The sequence below is a fragment of the Pseudomonas sp. PDM21 genome, from assembly GCF_014852505.2.
GTDB lineage: Bacteria > Pseudomonadota > Gammaproteobacteria > Pseudomonadales > Pseudomonadaceae > Pseudomonas.
In genome coordinates this window covers 6,193,839-6,216,190 of record NZ_CM181223.1, presented here as the reverse complement: position 1 = coordinate 6,216,190, position 22,352 = coordinate 6,193,839, and the positions used below count along the sequence as shown (strand labels likewise).

Sequence of the window (22,352 nt, the reverse complement as noted above, 5' to 3'; positions counted from 1 at the left end):
GAACTCAAGAGTCGCGACCGACCGGGAGTGTGTTTGCTCTCCTGGATGCGGCGAACCGGATCAGAGATTCCGTGACGATGTCTTCACACTTCTTCCAGGTGAACAGCTTTGCCCGCTCGAGGCCTTTAGCTGACAACTCGGAATGCAATTGCGCCGATTCACAGATCCTTGAGATGGATTCGGCAGCAGCCCGTACGTCGTTGGCATCAATCAGCACGCCCGCATCTCCAACGACTTCGGGCAGGGACGAGTTATTGGCGCAAATGACAGGAGTACCGCAGGCCATCGCTTCCAGCGGTGGAAGGCCAAAGCCCTCATACTGCGAAAGATAGATGAAGCATGTTGCGCCGCTGTAAATGGCCGACAGGTCGACATCCTCTACAAAGCCGGTAAGGATGATGCGATCTTTCCAGCGTCCGGCGTTGGAAAGCGACTGTCCGAGAGACTCCAGCTTCCAGCCCGACATGCCTGCGAGGACAAGGTGCAGATCGCTGTCGGGGTGGTCGTTCATGTAGGCTGCGAAGGCATCCACCACGCGATCCAGATTCTTCCGGACTTCAAGCGTTGCCAGGCTCAGGACGTAATTGACACCGGGCGGAATCGAGTAGCGTGTCTTCGCTGCGGCGATTACCTGATGATCAGTACAGGGGGCGAACTGCTCGCCAGCTGCCAGGGGGATCACGATAATCTGCTCGGGAGACAGGTCAGGGCGATATTCCAGGAGGTCCATCCGGGTGAATTCGGAAATGGCGAATACCAGCGTATTGGGAGTCAGGCTGTCCATTATCCGCTGCACTTCGCTGCTTGCCTCATGGGTAAACAGGTCCGGCCGGCGAATTGCAATCAGGTCATAGATGATGTGGGACTGGAGCATCTCCTGGTCTTCACGCCAGGATCCAGGAGCGACGCCGAACGGCGACAGCAGCACATCGCAGAGGTGGCCCGGGGTAGCCTCGCTCTCGCTTACGACCGCCTGACGCATGTCGTGTTTCTGCAGATAGTTGAGGCTGGCCCCCTGCGTGCTCGACCTAAGTAGGTAGCGAACGTCGAGTTCACTGCGCTTGGCCAGCCGGCGGAATAGTTCATCGCAGACGCGATATACGCCAGTCTTCACACCCTGGCCTAGCACGTACATGTCGAGGGCCAGATGTGGGCGGTTGCCAGACTTCAATGGTGATCCGGCGCCTGCGCTCATTGCGGCAGGTTTTTGCAGTCGATTACGTAGGGCAATCAGGCGAGCCTTTAGTCCGCGGGAATGCAAAAGGGAGGACTGGTTGCTAAGCCAGCGAAGTGGCGCTGTCAGGCGCCAGGAGTGGCTGAGGCAGATGGACTGCAGGCGTTGATGCAGGCGCTGGTTCTCCGCCTCCACGCTGCGCGCGCGCGCAGATTCGTTATGGTGAGCCGTGCGCTCTTGGAGGAGGTCTACCTTCAGTTTGTGAATGTCAGCATCCTGCTGGCTTAGCCGGATCTCGAGGCCCTGGATTCGATTAGTGCTGTCGAGGCTGAGCGCTTCGAAGCGAGCCTGGGCATTTTCGACTTGCCTGCTCAAATCAGCGTTCTCGATCCCGTGCTGTGTCAGTTGTTGTTGCTGTTGTTCCACTTGTGCCTGCAACACATGGGTGGCGTCGACGGCCTGCAGCAGCTGTCCGCTGATGAAGTCGTCGAAGATGTTCGGCGGATAGACGAACGCCTGCTGCAGTTCCCTGTGTTCGTCTGCCACATAGAATCGGTTTAGACCGTCGGCATAGGCCAGCGTGTAGCCGTTGCCCAAGAGGGCGCTCTCCCAGGTGCCGAAGTTCTCTTCCGGCGAGCTGGGTACGGTTGCCTCGATGACCATCAGCCAAGGGCGGAACCGCCGCATGTCCATGCCTTGGATGACTTCGTGTTCAAAGCCCTCAACATCGATCTTGAGGAAGTGAATCTCCTCAGGTGCATGCTCCCGGCAGATATCGCTCAGAGTGCGAACCGGGGTTTTTTCCCAGGCGCCTGAGAATCCGGCCTCTTCATGTTGTCGAGCGATTTCGGGGCTCATGGTTGCCCAGCCACGAACATCGCATTGCCAGATGCTCAGTTCTCCGGCAGCGCTTCCTGCCGCGCAATGCAGGTTAATATCCCTGGGCCTGGCGTTCTGCAGTTCGGCGTAGTGAGTGCTGATGGGCTCAATGTTGATACCGTGCCAGCCGGCATCATAAAAGGCCCTGGTCACAGAATCGACAGTCGGATCGTTGGCGCCCACGTCGATGTAGAAACCTTCGGCGATGCTACGCAATGCACGCCACAACATTACGTCTTCGAAATTCTGCGCGTAGGAGATAAAGCTCATTGCGATGTGATCTCGATTGTGGGATCCATCCACGAACAGCCCACGAAATGGGTTTTGTTGATGTTGATGACATTGAACACCAATGCGAGATCGCGCCACTCGTAATTGTTCACAAGGTGCGTGTCGGTACTGACCAGGGCTGTCTGAATGGAGTAGCTTCCTGGTCCGAGATTCGCCTGAAACCTGAACTCAAAGCGGTATGTGTCACCAGCTTTGGGCGATTCGATGACCTGTTCTTTGAGTGCCGTGTTGGTGCCGTACATCACCTGCCCGAGGCGGTCCTTGATGCCGTACCCGAGAACCAATCGGTCAATGTTCTGATGGACTGCAACCAGGACCTGCAATGTGATGGACTGGCCCACGTCGATGAATTCGACGGTCTTGCCGGTCTCATCAAGTATCGCGATGTCCTGGACAGTGGCTTCTCCGCTGCCGGAAATAGTCTGAATCTTCCCGTCGGCGATGACCTCCTGCCGGACAGTCTGGTTCTGCCGCTCGGCCAACAAGGCGTTGTAGTAGTCCATGACTGCCTCCGGGTCGCCCTGCATGGCAATCCTGCCCCGATTGAGCAGGATTGCGCGGTCACAGATGCTCTGGATTGCCTGCTTGTCATGGGAAACCAACAGAAGCGTGGTGCCAGCCTGACGGAAGTCGCGAATGCGTTCGAAGCTCTTGTGCTGGAAATAGGCATCGCCGACTGAAAGCGCTTCGTCGACGATCAAGATGTCGGGTCGTATCGCTGTAGCCACAGAGAATGCAAGACGTACTTGCATGCCACTGGAGTAAACGCGGACAGGCTGGTCGATGTACTCGCCGATCTCAGCGAAGTCCTCGATGTCAGGCATCAGCTCGTTGATCTGTGCGTTATCCAGGCCGAGTAGTTGGCCAGCCATATAGACGTTCTGCCTGCCGGTGAATTCAGGGTGAAAACCCATGCCCAGCTCCAGCATCGCAGCAACGCGGCCATGCATGATGACTTCGCCGGTGGTGGCCTGGGCAGTCCCGGTGATCAACTTGAGCAATGTACTTTTGCCAGCACCATTGATACCGATGATGCCGACGGCCTCGCCTGCCCGAACCTCGAAATTTATGTCCTGGAGGATCCACTTCTGCTGGTGGAAGTGCCGCTTGGTGGGGGAAAGCCATTCTCTCAGGCGGTCGAATCGAGACCCGTATTGTTTGTAAGCCTTGCCCAGCTTCTTGACCAGAATGCTGCCCATCAGAGTTCATCCACCATGTCTGCGGAGTGTTTGCGGAATAGGTGGAAGCCAACTGCCAGGCTGATGACACTGACCAACAGAAGTGGCCAGAGTGACTGCCATTGTGGCCACTGGTGCTGAACCAGCACGGCCTGATAGGCCGTGATCAGGTTGGTCATGGGGTTGGCGGAAATGTAGGCCTGCGCCCAGGTGGGGATAATCGACACTGGGTAGATGATCGGCGTGAACCAGAACCAGAATTGTAGAAATATGCCCATGAACTGGCCGATGTCGCGGAAGAATACGTTAAGTACGCCAAGCGTGATGCCTAACCCCAATGCAAAGGCTGTCTGCAGTGCCAGAAGCGGGACCAACGCGATGATCGGTGCGCCGGGCAGGCTATTGGTCATCAGTAGGAACAGGATGAACAGCGCGAAGATGATCGAAAAGTTCATCAGCGCCGACAGTGAAATGATCGCTGGAAGGCAGATGCGCGGAAAGCTGAGCTTCTTGAGCATATTGGCATTGTCAATGAAGACACCCATGCCTCGGCCGACAACTTCCGAAAAGAATCCCCAGGTCAGAACCCCTGCGCAGAGGTAAATGCTATAGGCGTACGAGTTGTCGATGCCCGGTAGCTTGGCGCGCATCACCTGGGAAAACACCAGGGTGTAGATAAGAATCATCGCCAGCGGCTGGAGGATCAGCCAGGCGGCACCCAGCATGCTCCTGCGATAACGGGACTGAAACTCGCGTTTGACACTTCCAAGAATGAAACTGCGATATCGATACAGCGCTTCTAGAGTAGATACCATGAGGCTTCCGGGTTTGGCGGCATTTGTCGCGCGATATACAGGTGAAATACCTGGGTAACTGGCGCTGCCCAGGTTCGGAAGAGGTCGTCAGGTCCTTCCGTAGTTGTCCTCGAAGCGGACAATGTCATCCTCGCCCAGATAGTCGCCGCTTTGGACTTCGATCAGGACCAGATCGATGACGCCCGGGTTCTCCAGACGGTGCCTGTGTCCGGCCGGAATGAATGTCGACTCGTTGCTGTTGAGCATCCGGGTGCTTTCTCCATTGACCACCTTGGCCATGCCGGTGACCACGATCCAGTGCTCGCTGCGGTGATGGTGCATCTGCAGCGACAGCGAGGCGCCGGGTTTGACCACGATGCGCTTGATCTTGAAGCGGTGTCCTTCCTCGAGCGTGGTGTAGGTGCCCCAGGGGCGGTGTACGGTGCGGTGCAGAAGGTGGGCGCTGTGGCCGTTCTTCTTCAGTTGCGCAACGATCTGCTTGACGTCCTGGGTGTGTTCCTTGTGGGCGATCAGCAGCGCGTCGGGGGTATCCACCACGATCAGGTCCTGCACGCCGACGAGCGCTGCCAGGCGTTCGGGGCTGTGCACGTAGTTGTTGTTGGCTCCGTGCACCAGAACTTCGCCTTCGCAGCGATTGCCGTCCGTATCTTCACTGGTTAGCTCACTCAGGGCATTCCAGGAGCCGATGTCGCTCCAGCCGAGGTCGCAAGGAACGGTGGCAACTTTTGCCGAGCGCTCCATCAAGGCGTAGTCGATGGAAATGTCGGGCACCTTGGCAAACAGATCGCCATCCAGGGTCAGGCAGCGGTGGGCGGGCCCTTCCGCCAGTCGGGAGCCGGAAATCGCCAGGGCGACGGCATCATGGACCTCGGGCGCGTGGGTCTGCATCTCGGTGATCAGTGTGCCGACCCGGAAGCAGAACATGCCCGAGTTCCAGAAGTAGTTGCCTGCCGCGAGGTACGCTTCGGCCTTTTCCTGCGTCGGCTTTTCAACGAAGCGTTTGACCTGCAGCCCGCCTTCGAGGGCATGGCTGTCGCACTCGATGTAGCCGAAGCCGGTTTCCGGATACTGCGGTTTAACGCCGAAGGTGACCAGCCAACCCTGGCCAGCAAGGGCGCTGGCGCGCGATACGGCGTCTGCGAAAGCGTCGGTCTGTTTGATCAGATGGTCAGCGGGGAGCACCAGCATGATAGCGTCCGGCCCGTGCGCCTGCTCCAGTTGCAGCGCCGCGGAGACCACTGCTGCCGCAGTGTTGCGGCCAAACGGCTCAAGCACATAGCTGAGGCAGCTGGCACTGGCCTTGAGCTTGCGGTACTCGTCTTCGGTCTTGAAGAACAGCTCGCGGTTGGTGACGGTCATGACTTCCGTCACCCCGTCGAGAGCTGTTGCTCGCAGCAGCGTCTTCTGCAGCAGATTCTGCCCATCCGGCAGTGCCATGAAAGGCTTGGGATGGGCCTCGCGAGATACCGGCCAAAGCCGGCTGCCAGCGCCGCCACAGATGATCACAGGGATCAGCATCGATCGTGTCCTTTGAGAAATTCGTCCTAAAGCAGCATCGCCGATCTCGGTCGTTGTGTAGAGCGGAATCGACCCGGAGTCAGGCGCTGCAGAAGATACACAATGAGTTGTGCCACTCATAGCGCCATCAGTCCAGACGCGAATAGGGGCACAACCAAACGCGCTTGGACTTGCAGTAACTCGACTCGTTCCCTAGCAGTGTAGGGAAAATACTGAGTTCATTTAAGGTGTGGCGATTTGATGTTGCACGGCGAAGAAGGCGAAAGGCAGGCGGAAATGAAAAAGCCCGCATGACTGCGGGCTTTTTTGAAGATGGTGCCGGCACCAGGAGTCGAACCCGGGACCTACTGATTACAAGTCAGTTGCTCTACCAGCTGAGCTATACCGGCAAGGAGGGGCGCCATTATAGTCACGGCGCCCTTGGTGTAAACCACTGATTTGTCAGAATGATCCGCAGTTTTCGTCAGTGACCGCCCGCAGTCGCTGCGCCGGGCTTGGCGCCGAAGGGCGGCTTGGCCAGGCAGATGACTACCAGCATGGCGAGGAACAGCCAGCCCAGCAGGGTGAAGTAGTCGATGGTGCTGATCATGTAGGCCTGGCTTTCCACCATCCGTTCCAGCAGCGCGGCGCTGTGCTGGCCGGGGCCGCCGAGCTGTTCGACGGTGGTGCGGGTGGCCGGGTCGTACTGGCTGAGGTTTTCGGTCAGGTAGGCGTGGTGCATGGTCGCGCGGCGGTTCCAGATCCAGGTGGTCAGGGACGCGGCGAAGCTGCCGGCCAGGGTCCGCAGGAAGGTCGCCAGGCCGGAGCCGTCGGCGATCTGGTCGGGCGGCAGGTCGGAGAGCAGGATGCTCAGGATCGGCATGAAGAAGAATGCCACGCCCAGCCCCATGAACATCTGTACCAGCGCGATGTGCAGGTAGTCGACCTCAGTGGTGAAGTCGGCGCGCATGAAGCAGGTCGCCGCCATCGCCAGGAACGCCAGCCCCGCCAGCAGGCGCAGGTCGAAGTTGTTTGCGTAGCGGCCGACCAGCGGCGAGAGGAATACGGGCAGGATCCCAATTGGTGCGGCCGCCAGGCCCGCCCAGGTCGCGGTGTAGCCCATCTGGGTCTGCAGCCACTGCGGCAGCAGCAGGTTCATGCCGAAGAAGCCGGCGTAGCCGCCGACCAACGCCAACGTTCCCACCGTGAAGTTGCGGTGCACGAACAGTCGCAGGTTGACGATCGGGTGCTTGTCGGTCAGCTCCCAGATCACGAAGACCGCCAGGGCGATCGCTGCGATGACCGTGCCGCCGATGATGAAGCCGGATTCGAACCAGTCCAGGTCGTTGCCCTTGTCGAGGACGATCTGCAGGGCGCCGACGCCGATCACCAGCATCGCCAGGCCCATGTAGTCCATAGGCGCGTGCTTGATCACGACTGGGCGAGCACGCAGTTGCTGGTAGACGACCATGGCGGCGAACAGGCCGATGGGTACGTTGATGAAGAAAATCCACGGCCAGCTGTAGCTGTCGGTGATCCAGCCGCCGAGGATGGGCCCGGCGATGGGCGCGACCACCGTCACCATCGCCAGCAGTGCCAGTGCCATCCCCCTTTTCGCTGGAGGATAGATGGAGATCAGCAGGGTCTGGGTGATCGGGTAGAGCGGCCCGGCGACGAAGCCCTGGATGGCCCGGAAGCCCACCAGCATCCCCATCTGCTGGGCGACACCGCAGAGGAACGAGGCGACCACGAAGAGCAGGGTGGCGGCGATGAACAGCCGAACCTCGCCGACTTTGCGGCTCAGCCAGCCGGTGAGTGGCAGGGCGATGGCGTTGCTCACCGCGAAGGAGGTGATGACCCAGGTGCCCTGCTCGGAACTTACCCCGAGGTTGCCGGAGATGGTCGGCAGGGCGACGTTGGCGATGGTGGTGTCGAGCACCTGCATGAAGGTCGCCAGCGACAGGCCGATGGTGGCCATGACCAGGCTGGGTGGGCTGAAGCTGCTGCTGTTGGGCTGGCTCATGACGGTAGTCGGATCAGCGCTGCGCGGTGCTGTGGTTGGCGTCGGCGAGGTTGGCCTGGATCAGCTTCTCGATCAACTGGTCGGCTGAGGCCAGTTGCTCCTGGTACACGTCGGTGGAGAACACCGCCTCGTGCGGCGATTGCTGGGCGAGGGCGGGTCCGCTCTGGTCGTGCAGACTGACGTTGACGTCCATGGACAGGCCGATGCGCAGCGGGTTCTTCGCCAGCTCCTCTGAGTTGATGCGGATGCGCACCGGGACGCGCTGGACGATCTTGATCCAGTTGCCGGTGGCGTTCTGCGCCGGCAGCAGGGAGAAGGCGCTGCCGGTGCCGACGCCGAGGCTGTCGACGGTGCCGGAGTACTTCACTTCGCCGCCATAGAGGTCGGAACGGATTTCCACCGGCTGGCCGATGCGCATGTGCTTGAGCTGGGTTTCCTTGAAGTTGGCGTCGATCCACACCTGGTCCAGGGGAATCACCGCCATCAGCGCGGCGCCCGGCTGCACACGCTGGCCAACCTGCACGGTGCGCTTGGCGACGTAGCCGGTGACCGGCGCAATGATCACCGCGCGGGCGTCGTCCAGGTAGGCCTGGCGCAGCTTGGCGGCGGCAGCTTTGACGTCCGGGTGCGAGGCGATCACGGTGTCGTCGACCAGTGCGCGGTTGGTGTCCAGTTGCTGCTCGGAGTTGGTCAGCGAGCTGCGCGCGGTGTCCAGGGCGTCGCGGGCGTGAGCCAGTTCTTCCTGGGAGATGGCGCCGTCGTTGGCGAGGTTCTGCCGGCGCTTGAAATCGGCCTCGGCCTTGGACAGGGCGACCTTCTTCGTGGCGACGTCGGCCTTGTAGCCGTCGACGTTGCTGAACAGCCCGCGCACCTGGCGCACGGTGCGCGCGAGGTTGGCTTCGGCCTGCTGCAGGGCGATGTCGGCATCACTGGGGTCGAACTTCACCAGCACCTGGCCCTTGTGCACCAGGTCGCCGTCATCGGCGCCGATACTGACCACGGTGCCGGTGATCTGCGGGGTGATCTGCACGACGTTGCCGTTTACGTAGGCATCGTCGGTGTCCTCGTGCCAGCGGCCGTAGAGGAGTTCCCAGGCGACACTGGCAAGGCCGGCGAGGATGACGACGGCGAGCAGGATCAGCAGCCAGCGCTTGCGCTTGGGGTTGCCGTTCGGGGTTTCTTGAGTGGCGGTGCTCATGTCGGGTGCCTCGTTCAGTGCGCGGCGGCCGCGTTCGCCTGGGCGAATGGGGCGGGAGTGGAAGTGGTATCGGGGTGGTAGCCACCGCCCAGGGCCTGGACCAGTTGCACCGAGAGGTCGATGCGCTGGGCGTCCAGACTGGCCAGCTGGCGCTCGGCGAGGAGCAACTGTTGCTGCACGCTGAGGGCGTCGAGGTAGTTGCCGACGCCTTCGCCGTAACGGCGCATGGCCAGGTCGAAGTTGGATTTGGCGATGTCGCGGGCTTCGCGCTGGTCGTCGATCTGCTGCTCCAGCGAGCGCAGCTTGCCGAGGTCGTCGGTGACTTCGCCGAGGGCGTTGACCAGGGTCTTGTTGTACTGGGCGACGGCCAGGTCGTAGTCGGCGTCCTTCCCGGCCAGGTTGGCGCGCAGGCGGCCACCGTCGAAGATCGGCAGGGAGATGGCCGGGGCGATCTGGAAGAACCGGCTGGGCGCTTTAAGCACGTCGCTGGTGTGCAGAGCGGCCAGGCCGACCATCGCACCCAGGTTCACGTTGGGATAGAACTCGGTCTTCGCCGAGTCGATGCTTTTCGAGGCGGCTTCGACCCGCCAGCGTGCGGCGACGATGTCCGGGCGACGACCCAGCAGCTCGGCCGGCAGGTTCGATGGCAGGCTAAGCGCACCGGGCTTGAGCACCTGCGGGCGCTGCAGGTCCTGGCCACGGTCAGGGCCCTGGCCGAGCAGGATGGCGAGGGCGATGCGGTCGCTGGCAATCTCCTGTTCTGCGGCGGCCAGCTGCTGCTTGGCGCTGGCGACCTGGGACTGCGTCTGCTGCAGCTGGACCTTGCTGTCCAGGCCTGCGTCCATGCGCTTCTGGCTGAGCTGGAAGAGGTGCTGCGAGCGGTCCAGTTCGTCTTTGGCCAGGTCGCGGGCGACGAAGGCGTGGGCCAGGTCGCTGTAGGCGCGGGCGACATTGGTGGAGAGCGTGATCGAGGCGGCCTGGCGGTCGACTTCGGCGGCGTTGGCCTGGCCGAGGGCGGCCTCCCAGGCGTCGCGCTGGCCGCCCCAGAGATCGAGGTCGTAGCTGAAGCTGAGCGACAGGTATTTCACCGCCGAGTAGCGACCGCCCATGGGCGCAGGAATCACGCTTTCCGGTGCGCGGATGCCGGCGTAGCTGGCGGTGCCTTTCATGCTGGGCATGCGCGCGGCGTCCTGTGCTTGCGCTGCGGCGATGGCCTGGCGGGCGCGTGCGCTGGCGATATCCAGGTCGGGCGTGCCGCGCAGGGCCTCGCCGATCAGGCCGTCCAGTTGCGGGTCGCCCAGGCTGGTCCACCAGTGTTCGCTGGGCCAGGCGGCGGTGGACAGCGGAGTGCCGTCGAGGCTAACGCCGGCCTTCAGGCTAGCGGGGTCGACGGCCTTGCCGCTGGTGTCCAGGCCCGAGTAGCTGACGCAGCCGGAGAGTCCCAGCACGGCGGCAAACACGACGGCCGGCAGCAGGGCGATACGGAGGTGGTTCATGGTCTTTTCTCCTGCGCCGCGCAATGGGCCGCGGCGCCGTGGGCGCGCAGGATCTTGTCGAGCAGGCCGGTGAGGGTCTGCAGTTCGTCGCGGGAGAGACCGCCGACCAGCTCGTTCATGGCTGCAGCGGCGATGCTCGGGGCTTCGTCATTCACGGCCTGTCCGGCCGGGCTCAGGCTCAGGCGCACGCTGCGGCGATCGTTTGGGCAGGGCTCGCGGACCAGCAGATCCTTGCGTGCCAGGCGGTCGAGCATGCGGGTCATGGACCCGCTGTCGATGGACAGCTCGCGGCATAGCTCGGCCGGGGTATTGGCGCGGTCGTTGCCGATGAAGAACAGCACCTTGAACTGCGCAGCAGTGATGTCCAGGTGCGCAAGGTGCTTATCCAGCAGGCGATCCTTGAGGATGGCGGTGGCGCCCAGCAACTGGCCGATGGAGCCTTTGAACGGAAAATCCGCGACGTCGTAGTGATTCATGTCAAAACAGATAGCTGCTTAGGCAGTGAAATGTTTCGAAATGATACTGCCTAGGCAGCAATTGACAAGATTCGATTGTCGCGATTACGCAACAATCCGTTCGACGAAGCGCCATTGGAGCAGGATTGGCAACAGGAATGGCTGATTTCCTACACCGTCAGCGGCCTTTATGCACAAGGGGGAAAGCTTTAGGGCGCAAATTGCATATGAGATGTGATAGCAATCACGAAGTATCGTAACTATCTGTTTTTTAAAGACTTAATTTATATGTACAGAAAATGACCAGATCGCAGCGAGGCGGTCTGGACGGTAAGAAAGGGCAGTTTTTTCCGGGGTTACGAACAGAGTTATCCACAGGGTCTGTGGGTGAAGCCCTGGAACGCCCGTCTCAGATGCGTTCGGCCAGTAGCAGCAGGTTTCGCGGGGTCATCCGGGTGGCGCAGAAGGCGCCCAGGGTGGCGCGATAGCCTTGTTCCTCGAGGAATAACGCGCGGTCGAGCACCAGCCAGAGTTCCATGGGGCGGCGGAACAGTCCGCGCACCAGTTCGAGGTTGCGGACCTGGGCCAGGCGTTGCCAGCCTCTGGCCTCCAGTTGCTGCCAGTCGGTGCCAGCGGGCAGTTCGAGCCCCCGGAGCGCGGCGAGGTCGCGACAATAGTCGGCGAAGGGTTTGTCCAGCCACGTCGGCGGCACGGAAGGGGTTGTCAGGTAGTCGTTGCTGCCGCGGACTTCCCGTTGCAGCAGGTCAAAAGCCAACCGCCGCGCCATCGATCCGTCGCGCTGGCGGCGCACGCGGACGCCGGCGGTGACGGTTTCGGCGAGCGGCAGGCGCAGGTCGTCCCGCGAGAGCTCCAGGGTGGAGCTCTGCGCGGCGTGCGAGAGCGGCTGGTAGTACTCGCTATCGATGCGGTTATAGCAGCAGGGCGCCACGGCGAGCTGGCGGCAGCCCTGGGCGCTGGCAAGCTGCAGCAGGCGTACGTGCAGGTTGCCGCAGGCGTGCAGGGCGACGGCGGTGTGGCCGGCCTGCAGGTGCTCGCGGGCGTCCGGTGCGAGTACGTCCTGCTGGTGATGCCGGGCGTGAAGCTGAAGCCGGTCGCTCAGGCGCTGGCCGTCTTCCACCAGGGCATGGTCGAAATCCAGGCTCAGCAGCGGCTTGCCGTCGCGCGCCAGCAGACGGCCCAGATGGCCTTTACCGGCGCACCAGTCGAGCCATTGCTGCGGTGCTTGGGCGAAACCCAGACGGCTGGCGAAGGCGTCGATCTGTTGCCACTTGCGACCGGGAACGTCGACGGTCAGCTGGTTCGGCAACTTGCCCAGCGGCGTGGCCGGGAGTTCGCCGACGACGGACAACTTTGCGGCCGTGGCGGCCATCGCCGGGAAGGGGGCGGGGGCGTCAAGCTGCTCGGGGGCGTTGTGCGCTGCGTCGGCGTCATCGAGGCTGCGGCCGCGCAGCCAGGCAGCCAGTTCGGGGTGGCCGCGCTCCCAGTCCAACTCCAGCGCGGTGAAGGGTTTCGGTCGCCATAGCGCCTGATGATCCAGCAGGAAACCGTCCAGTGCCTGGAAGCGCTGGAGCAGGTCGGAACCGGTCAGGGGAGTTTCGTTCGGGAGCACGGTGCGAAGCGGGGGAAAGCCACGGGGCGCGCATTATAGCGACCCCGTGGGCAAACGGCGCGCCGGTCAGCGGCCCTGCATCGAGTCCACCTTCAGCCAGCGTTCCAGCAGGCGGAAGATGCGCGTCAGCAGCAGGGTGATGACCAGGTAGAACAGGCCGGCGAGGCAGAAGAACAGCATCGCCTCGTAGGTGCGCGCGATGATGGTGCGTGTCATGCCCATGATGTCGAACAGGGTCACGGTGTACACCACGGCGCTGGCCTTGAGCATGAGGATCACCTCGTTGCTGTAGGCCGGCATCGCGATCCGCGCGGCGCGCGGCAGGATGATGTGGAACAGCGCCTGGCGACGGGACATGCCCAGCGCGCGGGCGGCTTCCACTTCACCCACCGGGATGGCGTGGATGGCGCCGCGCAGGATCTCGGCGATATAGGCCGCGGTGTGCAGCGTCATGGTCAGCAGGGCGCACCAGTACGGGTCGCGCAGGTACGGCCAGAGTGGCCCCTTGCGCACGCTCTCGAACTGGGCAAATCCGTAGTAGACGATGAACAGCTGCAGCAGCAGTGGCGTGCCGCGGAAGAAGAAGATGTAGGTGTAGGGCACCGCGCGCACGTACCAGTGCCGCGAGGCGCGGGCGATGCCCAGCGGTACGGCCAGGCACAGGCCGGCGACCACGGCGATGGCCAGCAGCTCCAGGGTCAGGGTGGCACCCTGGAGCATCTTCGGCAGCCATTTGAGGATCAGCTCGAGATCGGTCATAGCTCGTTCCTCACGAAGCCACGGCCGGCGCGACGCTCGAGGAAGTGCAGGGCGGCCATGATGAAGACGGTCAGGCCCAGGTAGATGAAGGCCGCGGTCATGTAGAAGGTGAAGGGCTCCTTGGTCGCGTTGGAGGCGACCTGGGCCTTGCGCATGATCTCGTCGAGGGTGATCAGCGAGACCAGGGCGGTGTCCTTCAGAAGAATCAGATAGAGGTTACCCAGGCCTGGCAGCGCCACGCGCCATACCTGCGGCAGCACGATGCGCCAGAAGATGCGCGGAGCGGAGAGCCCCAGCGCCTGGCCGGCTTCGCGATGGCCCTTGGGAATCGCCAGCAGCGCGCCACGGAAGACTTCGGTGGCGTAGGCGCCGAAGCACAGGCCCAAGGCACAGGTGCCTGCGGCAAAGGGCGAGAGGGCGAATTCGGGGTGGCCGAAGAGGTCACCGATGGCGTTCAGGCCGGCCACGGTGCCGAAATAGATCATCAGTACCCAGAGTGTCTCGGGTACGCCGCGCACTACGGTGGTGTAGAAACCGCCGAGCATGCGCAGGAAACCGTTCTTCGAGGTCTTGGCGATGGCGCCGAGCAGGCCGAGGACCAGTCCCACGCAGACTGCGGCGAGCGAGAGCTTGAGCGTCATCCAGGTGCCGGCGATCAACTGATCGCCAAAGCCGTGCAGGTCGAAAATCATGGGGAGTCACGCCTGAAGGCGCGCGCCGCCCGGCGAGGGGCGGCGCGGCACGTGCATCAGTAGATGCTGAAGGGGAAGTACTTGTCGTTGATCTTCTTGTAGGTACCGTCGTCGACGATTTCCTTCAGAGCGGCGTTCAGCTTGTCACGCAGCGGGTCGCCCTTGCGCACGGCGATGCCGATCTTGTCGTTGTCGAACACCGGATCGCCCTTGAACTCGAAGTCCTTGCCGGCGTCGCTCTTCAGCCAGTCGTACTGCACGAACTTGTCGGCCAGGACGCCGTCGAGGCGGCCCGAGGACAGGTCGAGGTAGGCGTTTTCCTGGGTGTCGTAGAGCTTGATGGTGACGGTGTCGGACATGTTGTCCTCAAGCCAGGTACCGGCGATGGTCGCGCGCTGCGCACCGATCACTTTGCCCTTGAGGTAGCCCTTGTCGGTCTTGAAGTCGGTCGACTTCGGCGCCACGAACTGCAGCTTGTTGGTGTAGTAGGCGTTGGTGAAGTCAACGGCCTGCTTGCGCTCGTCGGTGATCGACATGGAAGCGACGATGAAGTCGAACTTCTTGGCGTTCAGGGCCGGGATGATACCGTCCCAGTCGGAGGTGACGACGTCGCACTCGGTCTTCATCTTGGCGCACAGCGCCTTGCCGATCTCGATATCGAAACCGACGACCTGGCCGCTGGCGTCGATGCCGTTGAAGGGCGGGTAGGCGCCTTCGGTACCGATGCGCAGTTTGTCCGCGGCGATGGCCTGGCTCCCCAGTGCGAAGGTGGCCGCGATAGCCAGAACGATCTTCTTATAGTTGTTCATGCAGTGATGCTCCGTTAGCGGTGGCTGGACATGAATTGTTTACAGCGTGCCGATTGCGGGTTGTCAAATACCTGCTGCGGCGGTCCCTGCTCTTCTACCAGGCCCTGGTGGAGGAACACCACCTCACTGGATACCTGGCGGGCAAAGTTCATTTCATGGGTCACCAGCAGCATGGTACGACCCTCATCGGCGAGCGCGCGGATAACGTTAAGCACTTCCTGGACCATTTCCGGGTCCAGTGCCGACGTCGGCTCGTCGAAGAGGATGACCTTGGGCTGCATCGCCAGGGTGCGGGCGATGGCGGCGCGTTGCTGCTGGCCACCGGAAAGCTGCGCGGGGAAGCTGTGGCGCTTGTCGGAGATGCCGACCTTGGCCAGCAGGGCCTCGGCGATCTCGGTGGCTTCGGCCTTGGTCTTGCCCAGCACACGGCGCGGCGCCTCGATGATGTTGTCGAGGATGCTCATGTGCGGCCAGAGGTTGAAGTTCTGGAAGACGAAACCCAGTTCGCTGCGCAGACGGTTGATCTGCTTGTTGTCCGAGGCGACCAGCGAGCCGTCCTTGGTCTTCTTCAGCTTGAGTTCTTCACCGGCGACCAGGATCTGGCCCTGGTGCGGGTTCTCCAGCAGGTTGATGCAGCGCAGGAACGTGGATTTACCGGAACCGGAGGAGCCGAGAATGGAAATCACATCGCCGTCGCGGGCGGTCAGGGAAATGCCTTTGAGCACTTCCAGGTCACCGTAACGCTTGTGCAGGTTACGGATTTCCAGTGCGGGTATGGCCGTGGCCATTGGGGGCTCCTCTATTGTTATTCGGACGCTTTCGCAGCAGGTCACTGCAGAATCGGGGCCATCCTGGCGAGGGGCAACCTAACACGCACTCCGGAGTGCGCCAAGCGCCCATCTGCCGCGGTCGTCGGCTGTAGTGGCAAGTTGTCGCATTGCCGCTCGGCGTTGTCGCCTGGGCTGAACTAGCTGCGCCGGATGAGGGCGTCGGCTGATGGCGCGGGGGCGGGATAGTGCCAGTTTAGACCGGCCGGTAAAAGTCCGGCGGCCCTGGGGCCGCCGGTGAGAGTTACTGCATCATCTGCCGAAGTTGCGGATTCGGATCTTCGAGTGCTTCGGCGGGCGTGATGTCGTCCTGGGATTCCGGTGGCTGGCTGGCCATCAGGTTCGGGTGCCCGGACAGCCGCGGAATCGTCAGCGGCTGGTTGGCGTCGGCCAGGCCCGTGCCACCGCCTTCGGTGGCATTGATCGTCGACTTGCGCGGCTGGGTCAGCACGTGGAAGTCGGTGATCTCGATGACGCCCTTGCCTTCGGCGAGCAGGTGGAAGGAGAAGGCCTTGCGGGCTTCCTCGTTGTCGAAGCCGAAGCTCACTTCCAGCGGCTGGTTGCGCAACACCCGCGGGAAGTCCGGTATCTCGATGGGCACGGGCTTCTCGAACGAGCGCGTCTTGAGCGTCACTTTCGCCCCATTGGCGTCCATCTGGATCGCGCGGATCTTCAGGCGCACCGTGGTGTGGGTGTTGGCCGGAAACTCCAGATACTGCGCGCCGATCAGGTTGTCGGTGTACTCGTTGTCGATCTGTGGCTTCAGGCGGATGCGTTCCTTGGTCGCGAACTGGTATTCGCGAGCCGACTGCGCTTTGGTCACCGATTGGTCAAGGATGTCCGCGCGGGCAGTCATCAGGCGGGCGTCGCGGCCACTGAAGCGGCCTTCGAATTTGGCGGTATCGGCGATGAAACCGTCACTCTTGTAGCGCCGGCAGACCTGCTGGAAGTCGCACTCGGTAAAGTTGCCCTTGCCGTCGTGATAACGCTGCATTCCGTTGGTGAAGGTCACCATCTCGCGGCCGCTGGTGTATTCGCGGAACAGCGAGCGACCGGCGATATCCTGCGGCGCCTTGATGGCGAAATAGTCGAGCACCGAGGATTCCAGGTCGACGTGGCCGTAGACGCCGGCCTTAACCGGCGGCAGCGCGGCCTGTTCCGGTGCAAGGATCAGGTTCAGGCCCCAGGCCGAGGCAAGGCGCACATTGTCGATGCCATGGGATTCGTCGGAGGTGACGATCACCAGGGTGTCCTTGAGCACGCCTTTCTCTTCCAGACCCTTGAGGAAGGCATCGACGGCGTCATCCAGGTAGGCGACTGCCGCCTGGCGCGGGGTCGGGTACTTGGCCAGGTATTCCGGAGTGGCCGAATACGGCTGGTGGGTGCCGACGGTGAGCAGGGTGAGCATCCACGGCTGCTTCTTCTGGCGCAGCTGGCCGACGTAGTCCAGCGCACCCTCGAAGAAGGCCTTGTCATCCATGCCCCAGGCGAATTCCAGGTAGGGCTTTTTCTTGAACCAGTCGCGGCCCAGGGTCTTGTCGAAGCCCATGGCCGGCATGACCTTGTCCTTGGCCATGAAGCGCAGCCCGGCGCCCTGCAGGAAGTGGGTGCTGAAGCCGGCCTGGTGCATTTGCGCCGGTAGGCATTCGGCGGCGCGGGTCGGGTTGCCCAGCAGCTCGACGCCCTTGGGCGTGCCATTGTCCAGCTTGCTGTAGTCGCCGCAGAGCATGGCGTAGAGGCCGCGGATGGTCTGGTGGCTGTGCACCACGTAGTCAGGTGTGGTCATGGCGCGCTCGGCCCAGGTGCTCAGGCGCGGCATCATCGACTCTTCGTAGCTGCTGCTCAGGGCGGCACGGTTGGTGGCGACGTAGGCGCCGGGGATACCTTCCATGGCGATGATCAGCACGTTCTTCGCCTGGCCGCGACCGGTCAACAGCGAAGTGCCATTGAGGTCGTGCTGGGTCAGGCCGGTGACGTCCGGGCGGGCCTCCGGCTGGTCGCGGTCGCGCCAGTCCTGGTAGGCCATCTCGCCGCTGGTGACGGCGCGGGAGACCAGCTGGTGCGGCAGGTTGAACTGCTTCCACATTTCCGCATCGCTGGGTTGGAAGTACTGAACGCCTGCGTGGGCGGCCAGCAGCACGGCCGGTACAGCATAGGCGTAGCCTGGCAGCGGCTTTTCGCGGCGGCGCCAGAGCAGCGCGCAGAGCAGGATGCCAGCGCCGATCAGGATCGCCAGGTGCAGGTGGTTGAGACCGCCGCCCTCGGTGGAGTTGGCGACGAAGGTCGGGTCGGCGAGGAAGTGCAGGTCTTCCGGCGCAGGCATGCGGCCCACGGCGCTGACCAGTTCGGCGGTGCCGATCACCGACAGGGCCCACACCAGCATGACCGGAATGGCGATGAACAGTCGACGGTTGTGCACTGCGACGACCAGCAGGGTGCCGAGCGCGAGGTCCGACAGGTAGCCCAGCGGGGAGCCCCAGCCAAGGCTGTAGCGGCCGATCAGCGGCACCAGCAGGAAGAGGGCAGACAGGGAAACCAGGTTGCCCCGGGAATTCCACCAGCTTATGAGTTTGCGCACAGTGACTCCGCTACGAAACATCGAATCCCGGAGGGTATCTCACTACAGGGTGAAAATCGTCCGGATGGTCATGATTCTGAAAGATCGATGTGCTATGTGCCAGTAGACACTGAGGTTCGGCAAACATTCGATACGAAACGCGGGAATGTTCCGGGGCGGAGGAGTGACTTGTGCGGAGCGGAATGAAAAAGCCCCTGAAATCTCGCGATTTCAGGGGCTTTTCGGAAGGCTTGGTGCCCAGGGACGGAATCGAACCGCCGACACGGGGATTTTCAATCCCCTGCTCTACCAACTGAGCTACCTGGGCAACGTGGCGCGCATTAAAAGGGTTTTCGGAAGGGGTGTCAAGCGTGCCGCGAAAAAATTTTTCAAATAATACCGAAGCTTACGCGCTGGGCGGGACGTAGCCCTCGGCCTGCGCGTATTCCTCGCCCGACAGGAACTTGTCCATCTCGGCGGTGAGGAACTTGCGATCCTCGGCATTCATCATGTTCAGGCGACGCTCGTTGATCAGCATGGTCTGGTGCTTCTGCCATTCGTCCCAGGCTTTCTTCGAGACGTGCTCGTAGATGTCCTGGCCCTTGGCTCCGGGATAGGGCGCGCGATCGAGGCCGGGCAGCTCTTCTTTGTATTTGCGGCACATCACCAGTCGGGTCATGACATTTCTCCTGCGTTCAACACGTCGGCGGCTCGTTTGAGCAGCTTCTTCACCGGGGCGGCAAGACCGAGCCGCGGCGGGGTGGCGAGGTTATACCAGAGCCAGTCGGCCTCGGCCACGGCGGGGGCTGCGTCCTCGACGCGCACCAGCCAGGGCTCGATGGCCAGCTGGAAGTGGCTGAAGGTATGGGTCAGGCCGGGCAGCTCGCGCCGCTCGCCCAGGCGCAGGGCGTGGCGCTGGGCCAGTGGGTCGAGGGCGGCCAGGTCGTCCAGTTCGGGGAAGCTCCACAGGCCGCCCCAGAGTCCGGTCGACGGACGGCGGTAGAGCAGGATGTCGCCCTCGCGGTTGGCCAGGATCGGCATCAGCGTCCGTTTCTGCGGCAGCGCCTTGCGCGGCTTGGAGACCGGAAAGTCGGTCTCGCGGCCGAGGAAGTGCGCGCGGCAGCCCTCGCGCAGCGGGCAGAGCAGGCAGCTCGGCTTGCTGCGGGTGCAGAGGGTCGCGCCCAGGTCCATCATCGCCTGGGTGTAGTGGTTGACCCGCTCCTGCGGCGTGAAGCGCTCGGCGGCGTCCCACAGCTGTCTGGCGACCTTGGGCTCGCCCGGATAGCCGTCGCAGGCGATATAACGCGCGAGCACGCGCTTGACGTTGCCGTCGAGGATCGGTGCACGCAGCCCCATGGAGATGCTGGCGATGGCGCCGGCGGTGGAGCGGCCGATGCCGGGCAGCTCGGCGAGCTGTTCGACGTCGCGGGGGAATTCTCCGCCGTGCTGTTCCATCACCGTCTTCGCGGTCTTGTGCAGGTTACGGGCGCGGGTGTAGTAGCCCAGGCCCGTCCACAGGTGCAGTACTTCGTCTTCCGGCGCGTTGGCCAGGTCCGCCACCGTCGGCAGCGCCGTCATGAAGCGGTCGTAGTAGCCCATCACGGTGCTGACCTGGGTCTGCTGCAGCATGATTTCCGAGACCCACACCCGGTAGGGTGTGATGTTCTGCTGCCAGGGCAGGTCATGGCGGCCGTGCGTGTCGAACCAGTCGAGCACGGCCTGATTGAAGCTTTGCGGGGTCACTTCTTGAACAGCCCTTTGAGTGCGTCTTTGAGTTCGGGACTGACCTTGTCGCCGAGCTTCTCTTCGAGTTTCTGGTTCAGCCGGTCCCCGGCCAACCGTGCGGCGATCTTGCCGATGCCGTCCTTGTCCAGGCGGCAGGCCTTGGCGCCCAGTTCCAGCGGGCCGCGGCAGCGCAGCGGCCATTCGATGCCGACATAGCGCTTGTTCACCTCGCAGGCGGGGTCGGGCATGTCGCTCTTGTCGCCTTCGATGGTGACGCCGACGCGGTAGTCCATGCCCAGCACGCGCAGGTCGAGGTCGCCGTCGGCCTTGACGGTCAGGCCGGGGATGCTGGCCTTGAGGTCCGGGTTGCTGGCCACGCCATTGCGGAACACCAGGTTGCCCTGCAGCTCGCGGAAGGGCGTGTCCTTGCCGCCATGCTCGCCAGTCAGCGACTTGCGGTTGAGCGTGGCGATGCCCTGGCACAGCTGCTGTTCGAGGTTGGCGTTGAGCAGCACGCCCTGGGTCAGGACGAAGTGCGCGGTGCCGTTGAGGTTGTCGATCCAGGCCTTTTGACTGTTGCCCTGGGTGGTGATGTCGGCGTCAAGGTCCAGCAGGCCCTTCACCGGCGGCTTCTGGCCCTGGGATTCGAGCAGGCGCTCCACCGGTACGTCGGCGATGTGTTTCTTCGCCTGCAGGGTCGGTACGTCCTGGCGCACGTCGAGGGTGGCGGTGGCGTTGAACTTGCCGTCGTAAAGCTCGCCACGCAGGTCGTCGAGGTTGAGCAGGCCGCCCTGGCCGCGCAGCTTGAGCACGGCGTTGTCGATGGGCAGCTTGTCCAGGGTCAGCTGGCCGAGGTTCAGGCCGGTGTCGAGGTCCAGCGCGCGCAGGCGGGCGATGGGCAGCAGCGGGGCGTCGCTCCAGGCTTGCTGGGTCGGCTGGCTGGGCAATGGCGTGTCGCCCTTGATGGCGTTCTGCGCGGTGGCGTCGACTTCGGCCTTGCGTGCGCTGTTGGTGGCCTCCTGGGCCTTCTTGACCTTGGCCGGCAGATAGCGGTCGAGGTTCAGCTTGTCGCCGGACAGCTGGGCGCGGATCGCCTGCTTGCCGAAGTCGGCGATGCCGAGGTTGCCGCTGAAGGCGCTGTCGTCCAGCTTCAGGTTGATGTCGTTCAGGGCGAGGCTGTTGCGGGTGCCGCTGACGCGGGTGGCCAGTTCCAGCTTGGTGAGGGTGGTGGTGTCGGCCATTTCCGGCAGGGTCTGGCCGATGCCTTCGAGGAATTCGCGCAGGTTGAACGGTGCCAGCGACAGGCCGCCGTCGAACTTGGGCTCTTTATCCAGCTCGCGGGCCTTCAGCTCGCCGAGGGCGCGCAGCTGGTTGACGGTGACCTTCAGGCCGTTCCACTCGGCAACCTGGGCGGCCTGGTCGAGTACCAGCTGGCCCTGGGCGCTGTAATTGGCGGTCTTGCCCTGGAACGGATCGCCGGAGACTTCGCCGGAGAGCTTGGCGTCTTCGAGCTGGTAGCGCTTGAGCGCGCGGTCGAAGCGCAGGTTGCCGGTCAACTCGGTGCGCGCGCGGATCACCGGCTGGTTGGTGCCCAGGTAGGCGCTGAGCTTGACCGGGATGTTGCTGCCCTCGCGGATCGCGCCGGTGGTCAGCTCGATGCCTTCGACGCTGTAGTTCTTGCCGCTCTGGGTGTCGGCGTAGTCGATGCGGGCGTTCTTCACGCTGAGGCTGTCGATGTCCAGCTTCATCGCCTGGTGGCCTTCGCCGGCTGCGGGTTTAGCCGGCTCGCTCGGCGCCGGCGCCGGTTGTGCGGCGGGCGGCGTGCCGGTGGCCGGCTGGGCGGGCTTGCCGATGCTTTCCCAGTTGCCGACGCCGTTCTTGTCCTTGTTCAGGGACAGGGTCAGGCCTTCGACGCGGATGTCGCTCATCTGCACTTCTTTACGCAGCAGCGGCAGCACGCGTACGGACATGGCCAGCAGCTGCGCATCAGCGAACGGCTTGTCCGGCGTCTGCAGGCTCGCCACGCTGGTGTCATGCAGCTCCAGGCCCAGCCAGGGGAACAGGCTCCAGCCGATGTCGCCCTTGAGGTTCAGCTCGAGGTTGGCCTTGTCCCGGGCGAGCTGGCGGATTTCGTCCTTGTAGTCGTTCGGATCGAAGAAGTGGGTCAGCACGAAGCCGGCGGCGACGATGAGCAGCAGCAGGACCAGGGCAACGATGCCGATGATTTTGCCGAACGCTTTCATGTACGGGTCCTTGTTCAGGCGGCGGGTAGAGTAGCGGGAAAGTATACCAATGACGCAGCGGCGCCCCAGCCCGGAAAGGCGGGGGCAGGTATTGCGGGGTTTGA

The 22,352-nt window shown here is 63.0% G+C and carries 17 protein-coding genes and 2 tRNA genes; all 19 read right to left on the bottom strand.

What is annotated here, in order from left to right; translation table 11 throughout:
• Positions 1-4 precede the first annotated feature (4 nt).
• Entirely contained in the window at positions 5-2,323 is a 2,319-nt protein-coding gene (locus IB275_RS28670) for an FkbM family methyltransferase (protein WP_192293324.1), read from the bottom strand.
• Positions 2,320-3,543 carry an ABC transporter ATP-binding protein gene (locus IB275_RS28665; RefSeq protein ID WP_192293322.1) on the bottom strand — a complete coding sequence of 408 codons (1,224 nt, stop codon included), beginning with the start codon at positions 3,541-3,543 and terminating at the stop codon, positions 2,320-2,322. Before IB275_RS28665 ends, IB275_RS28670 begins: the two co-directional genes overlap by 4 nt.
• A complete protein-coding gene (locus IB275_RS28660; protein ID WP_192293320.1) occupies positions 3,543-4,337 on the bottom strand; it encodes an ABC transporter permease in 795 nt (264 codons plus the stop codon). Before IB275_RS28660 ends, IB275_RS28665 begins: the two co-directional genes overlap by 1 nt.
• Positions 4,338-4,424: 87 nt before the next feature.
• Positions 4,425-5,855, bottom strand: coding sequence for a mannose-1-phosphate guanylyltransferase/mannose-6-phosphate isomerase (locus IB275_RS28655; RefSeq protein WP_192293318.1), 1,431 nt, complete (start codon positions 5,853-5,855; stop codon positions 4,425-4,427).
• A gap of 313 nt (positions 5,856-6,168) precedes the next feature.
• A tRNA-Thr gene (locus IB275_RS28650) sits at positions 6,169-6,244 on the bottom strand.
• A 74-nt stretch (positions 6,245-6,318) separates the two neighbouring features.
• Complete coding sequence (locus tag IB275_RS28645) at positions 6,319-7,857, bottom strand: DHA2 family efflux MFS transporter permease subunit (protein ID WP_192293316.1); 1,539 nt, start codon at positions 7,855-7,857, stop codon at positions 6,319-6,321.
• Positions 7,858-7,870: 13 nt separating this feature from the next.
• Positions 7,871-9,055 (bottom strand): HlyD family secretion protein, encoded by a 1,185-nt coding sequence (locus IB275_RS28640; RefSeq protein ID WP_192293314.1) that lies wholly within the window; start codon positions 9,053-9,055, stop codon positions 7,871-7,873.
• A gap of 14 nt (positions 9,056-9,069) precedes the next feature.
• Positions 9,070-10,551 carry an efflux transporter outer membrane subunit gene (locus tag IB275_RS28635; protein ID WP_192293312.1) on the bottom strand — a complete coding sequence of 494 codons (1,482 nt, stop codon included), beginning with the start codon at positions 10,549-10,551 and terminating at the stop codon, positions 9,070-9,072.
• On the bottom strand, positions 10,548-11,027 hold the full coding sequence (locus IB275_RS28630; RefSeq protein ID WP_192293310.1) for a MarR family winged helix-turn-helix transcriptional regulator: 480 nt from the start codon (positions 11,025-11,027) through the stop codon (positions 10,548-10,550). Before IB275_RS28630 ends, IB275_RS28635 begins: the two co-directional genes overlap by 4 nt.
• A gap of 388 nt (positions 11,028-11,415) precedes the next feature.
• Entirely contained in the window at positions 11,416-12,636 is a 1,221-nt protein-coding gene (locus IB275_RS28625) for a methyltransferase (protein ID WP_192293308.1), read from the bottom strand.
• Between the two features lie 66 nt (positions 12,637-12,702).
• Complete coding sequence (locus IB275_RS28620; RefSeq protein WP_138213830.1) at positions 12,703-13,395, bottom strand: ABC transporter permease; 693 nt, start codon at positions 13,393-13,395, stop codon at positions 12,703-12,705.
• Positions 13,392-14,087 (bottom strand): ABC transporter permease, encoded by a 696-nt coding sequence (locus tag IB275_RS28615; RefSeq protein WP_081515331.1) that lies wholly within the window; start codon positions 14,085-14,087, stop codon positions 13,392-13,394. Before IB275_RS28615 ends, IB275_RS28620 begins: the two co-directional genes overlap by 4 nt.
• Before the next feature lie 56 nt (positions 14,088-14,143).
• Positions 14,144-14,896 (bottom strand): ABC transporter substrate-binding protein, encoded by a 753-nt coding sequence (locus IB275_RS28610; RefSeq protein WP_192293306.1) that lies wholly within the window; start codon positions 14,894-14,896, stop codon positions 14,144-14,146.
• Positions 14,897-14,910: 14 nt separating this feature from the next.
• Positions 14,911-15,684, bottom strand: a complete 774-nt coding sequence (locus tag IB275_RS28605; protein WP_045215765.1) for an ABC transporter ATP-binding protein — start codon at positions 15,682-15,684, stop codon at positions 14,911-14,913.
• Positions 15,685-15,967: 283 nt separating this feature from the next.
• Positions 15,968-18,301 (bottom strand): LTA synthase family protein, encoded by a 2,334-nt coding sequence (locus tag IB275_RS28600; protein WP_192293304.1) that lies wholly within the window; start codon positions 18,299-18,301, stop codon positions 15,968-15,970.
• A 231-nt stretch (positions 18,302-18,532) separates the two neighbouring features.
• Positions 18,533-18,608, bottom strand: a tRNA-Phe gene (locus IB275_RS28595).
• A 78-nt stretch (positions 18,609-18,686) separates the two neighbouring features.
• Complete coding sequence (locus tag IB275_RS28590; RefSeq protein WP_015479334.1) at positions 18,687-18,959, bottom strand: oxidative damage protection protein; 273 nt, start codon at positions 18,957-18,959, stop codon at positions 18,687-18,689.
• A complete protein-coding gene (gene mutY, locus IB275_RS28585) occupies positions 18,956-20,023 on the bottom strand; it encodes an A/G-specific adenine glycosylase (protein WP_192225145.1) in 1,068 nt (355 codons plus the stop codon). Before mutY ends, IB275_RS28590 begins: the two co-directional genes overlap by 4 nt.
• Positions 20,020-22,248, bottom strand: coding sequence for an AsmA family protein (locus tag IB275_RS28580; protein WP_192293302.1), 2,229 nt, complete (start codon positions 22,246-22,248; stop codon positions 20,020-20,022). The genes mutY and IB275_RS28580 overlap by 4 nt, the downstream gene beginning before the upstream one ends.
• Between the last annotated feature and the right edge of the window lie 104 nt (positions 22,249-22,352).

What these genes read in the sequence shown, in the direction of transcription:
- IB275_RS28655 (WP_192293318.1), bottom strand. Translation starts at nt 5,855, where the DNA reads ATGCTGATCCCTGTGATCATCTGTGGCGGCGCTGGCAGCCGGCTTTGG.
- IB275_RS28645 (WP_192293316.1), bottom strand. Translation starts at nt 7,857, where the DNA reads ATGAGCCAGCCCAACAGCAGCAGCTTCAGCCCACCCAGCCTGGTCATG.
- IB275_RS28640 (WP_192293314.1), bottom strand. Translation starts at nt 9,055, where the DNA reads ATGAGCACCGCCACTCAAGAAACCCCGAACGGCAACCCCAAGCGCAAG.
- IB275_RS28605 (WP_045215765.1), bottom strand. Translation starts at nt 15,684, where the DNA reads ATGGCCACGGCCATACCCGCACTGGAAATCCGTAACCTGCACAAGCGT.
- IB275_RS28670 (WP_192293324.1), bottom strand. Translation starts at nt 2,323, where the DNA reads ATGAGCTTTATCTCCTACGCGCAGAATTTCGAAGACGTAATGTTGTGG.
- IB275_RS28635 (WP_192293312.1), bottom strand. Translation starts at nt 10,551, where the DNA reads ATGAACCACCTCCGTATCGCCCTGCTGCCGGCCGTCGTGTTTGCCGCC.
- IB275_RS28615 (WP_081515331.1), bottom strand. Translation starts at nt 14,087, where the DNA reads ATGATTTTCGACCTGCACGGCTTTGGCGATCAGTTGATCGCCGGCACC.
- IB275_RS28620 (WP_138213830.1), bottom strand. Translation starts at nt 13,395, where the DNA reads ATGACCGATCTCGAGCTGATCCTCAAATGGCTGCCGAAGATGCTCCAG.
- IB275_RS28590 (WP_015479334.1), bottom strand. Translation starts at nt 18,959, where the DNA reads ATGACCCGACTGGTGATGTGCCGCAAATACAAAGAAGAGCTGCCCGGC.
- IB275_RS28660 (WP_192293320.1), bottom strand. Translation starts at nt 4,337, where the DNA reads ATGGTATCTACTCTAGAAGCGCTGTATCGATATCGCAGTTTCATTCTT.
- IB275_RS28580 (WP_192293302.1), bottom strand. Translation starts at nt 22,248, where the DNA reads ATGAAAGCGTTCGGCAAAATCATCGGCATCGTTGCCCTGGTCCTGCTG.
- IB275_RS28610 (WP_192293306.1), bottom strand. Translation starts at nt 14,896, where the DNA reads ATGAACAACTATAAGAAGATCGTTCTGGCTATCGCGGCCACCTTCGCA.
- IB275_RS28665 (WP_192293322.1), bottom strand. Translation starts at nt 3,543, where the DNA reads ATGGGCAGCATTCTGGTCAAGAAGCTGGGCAAGGCTTACAAACAATAC.
- IB275_RS28630 (WP_192293310.1), bottom strand. Translation starts at nt 11,027, where the DNA reads ATGAATCACTACGACGTCGCGGATTTTCCGTTCAAAGGCTCCATCGGC.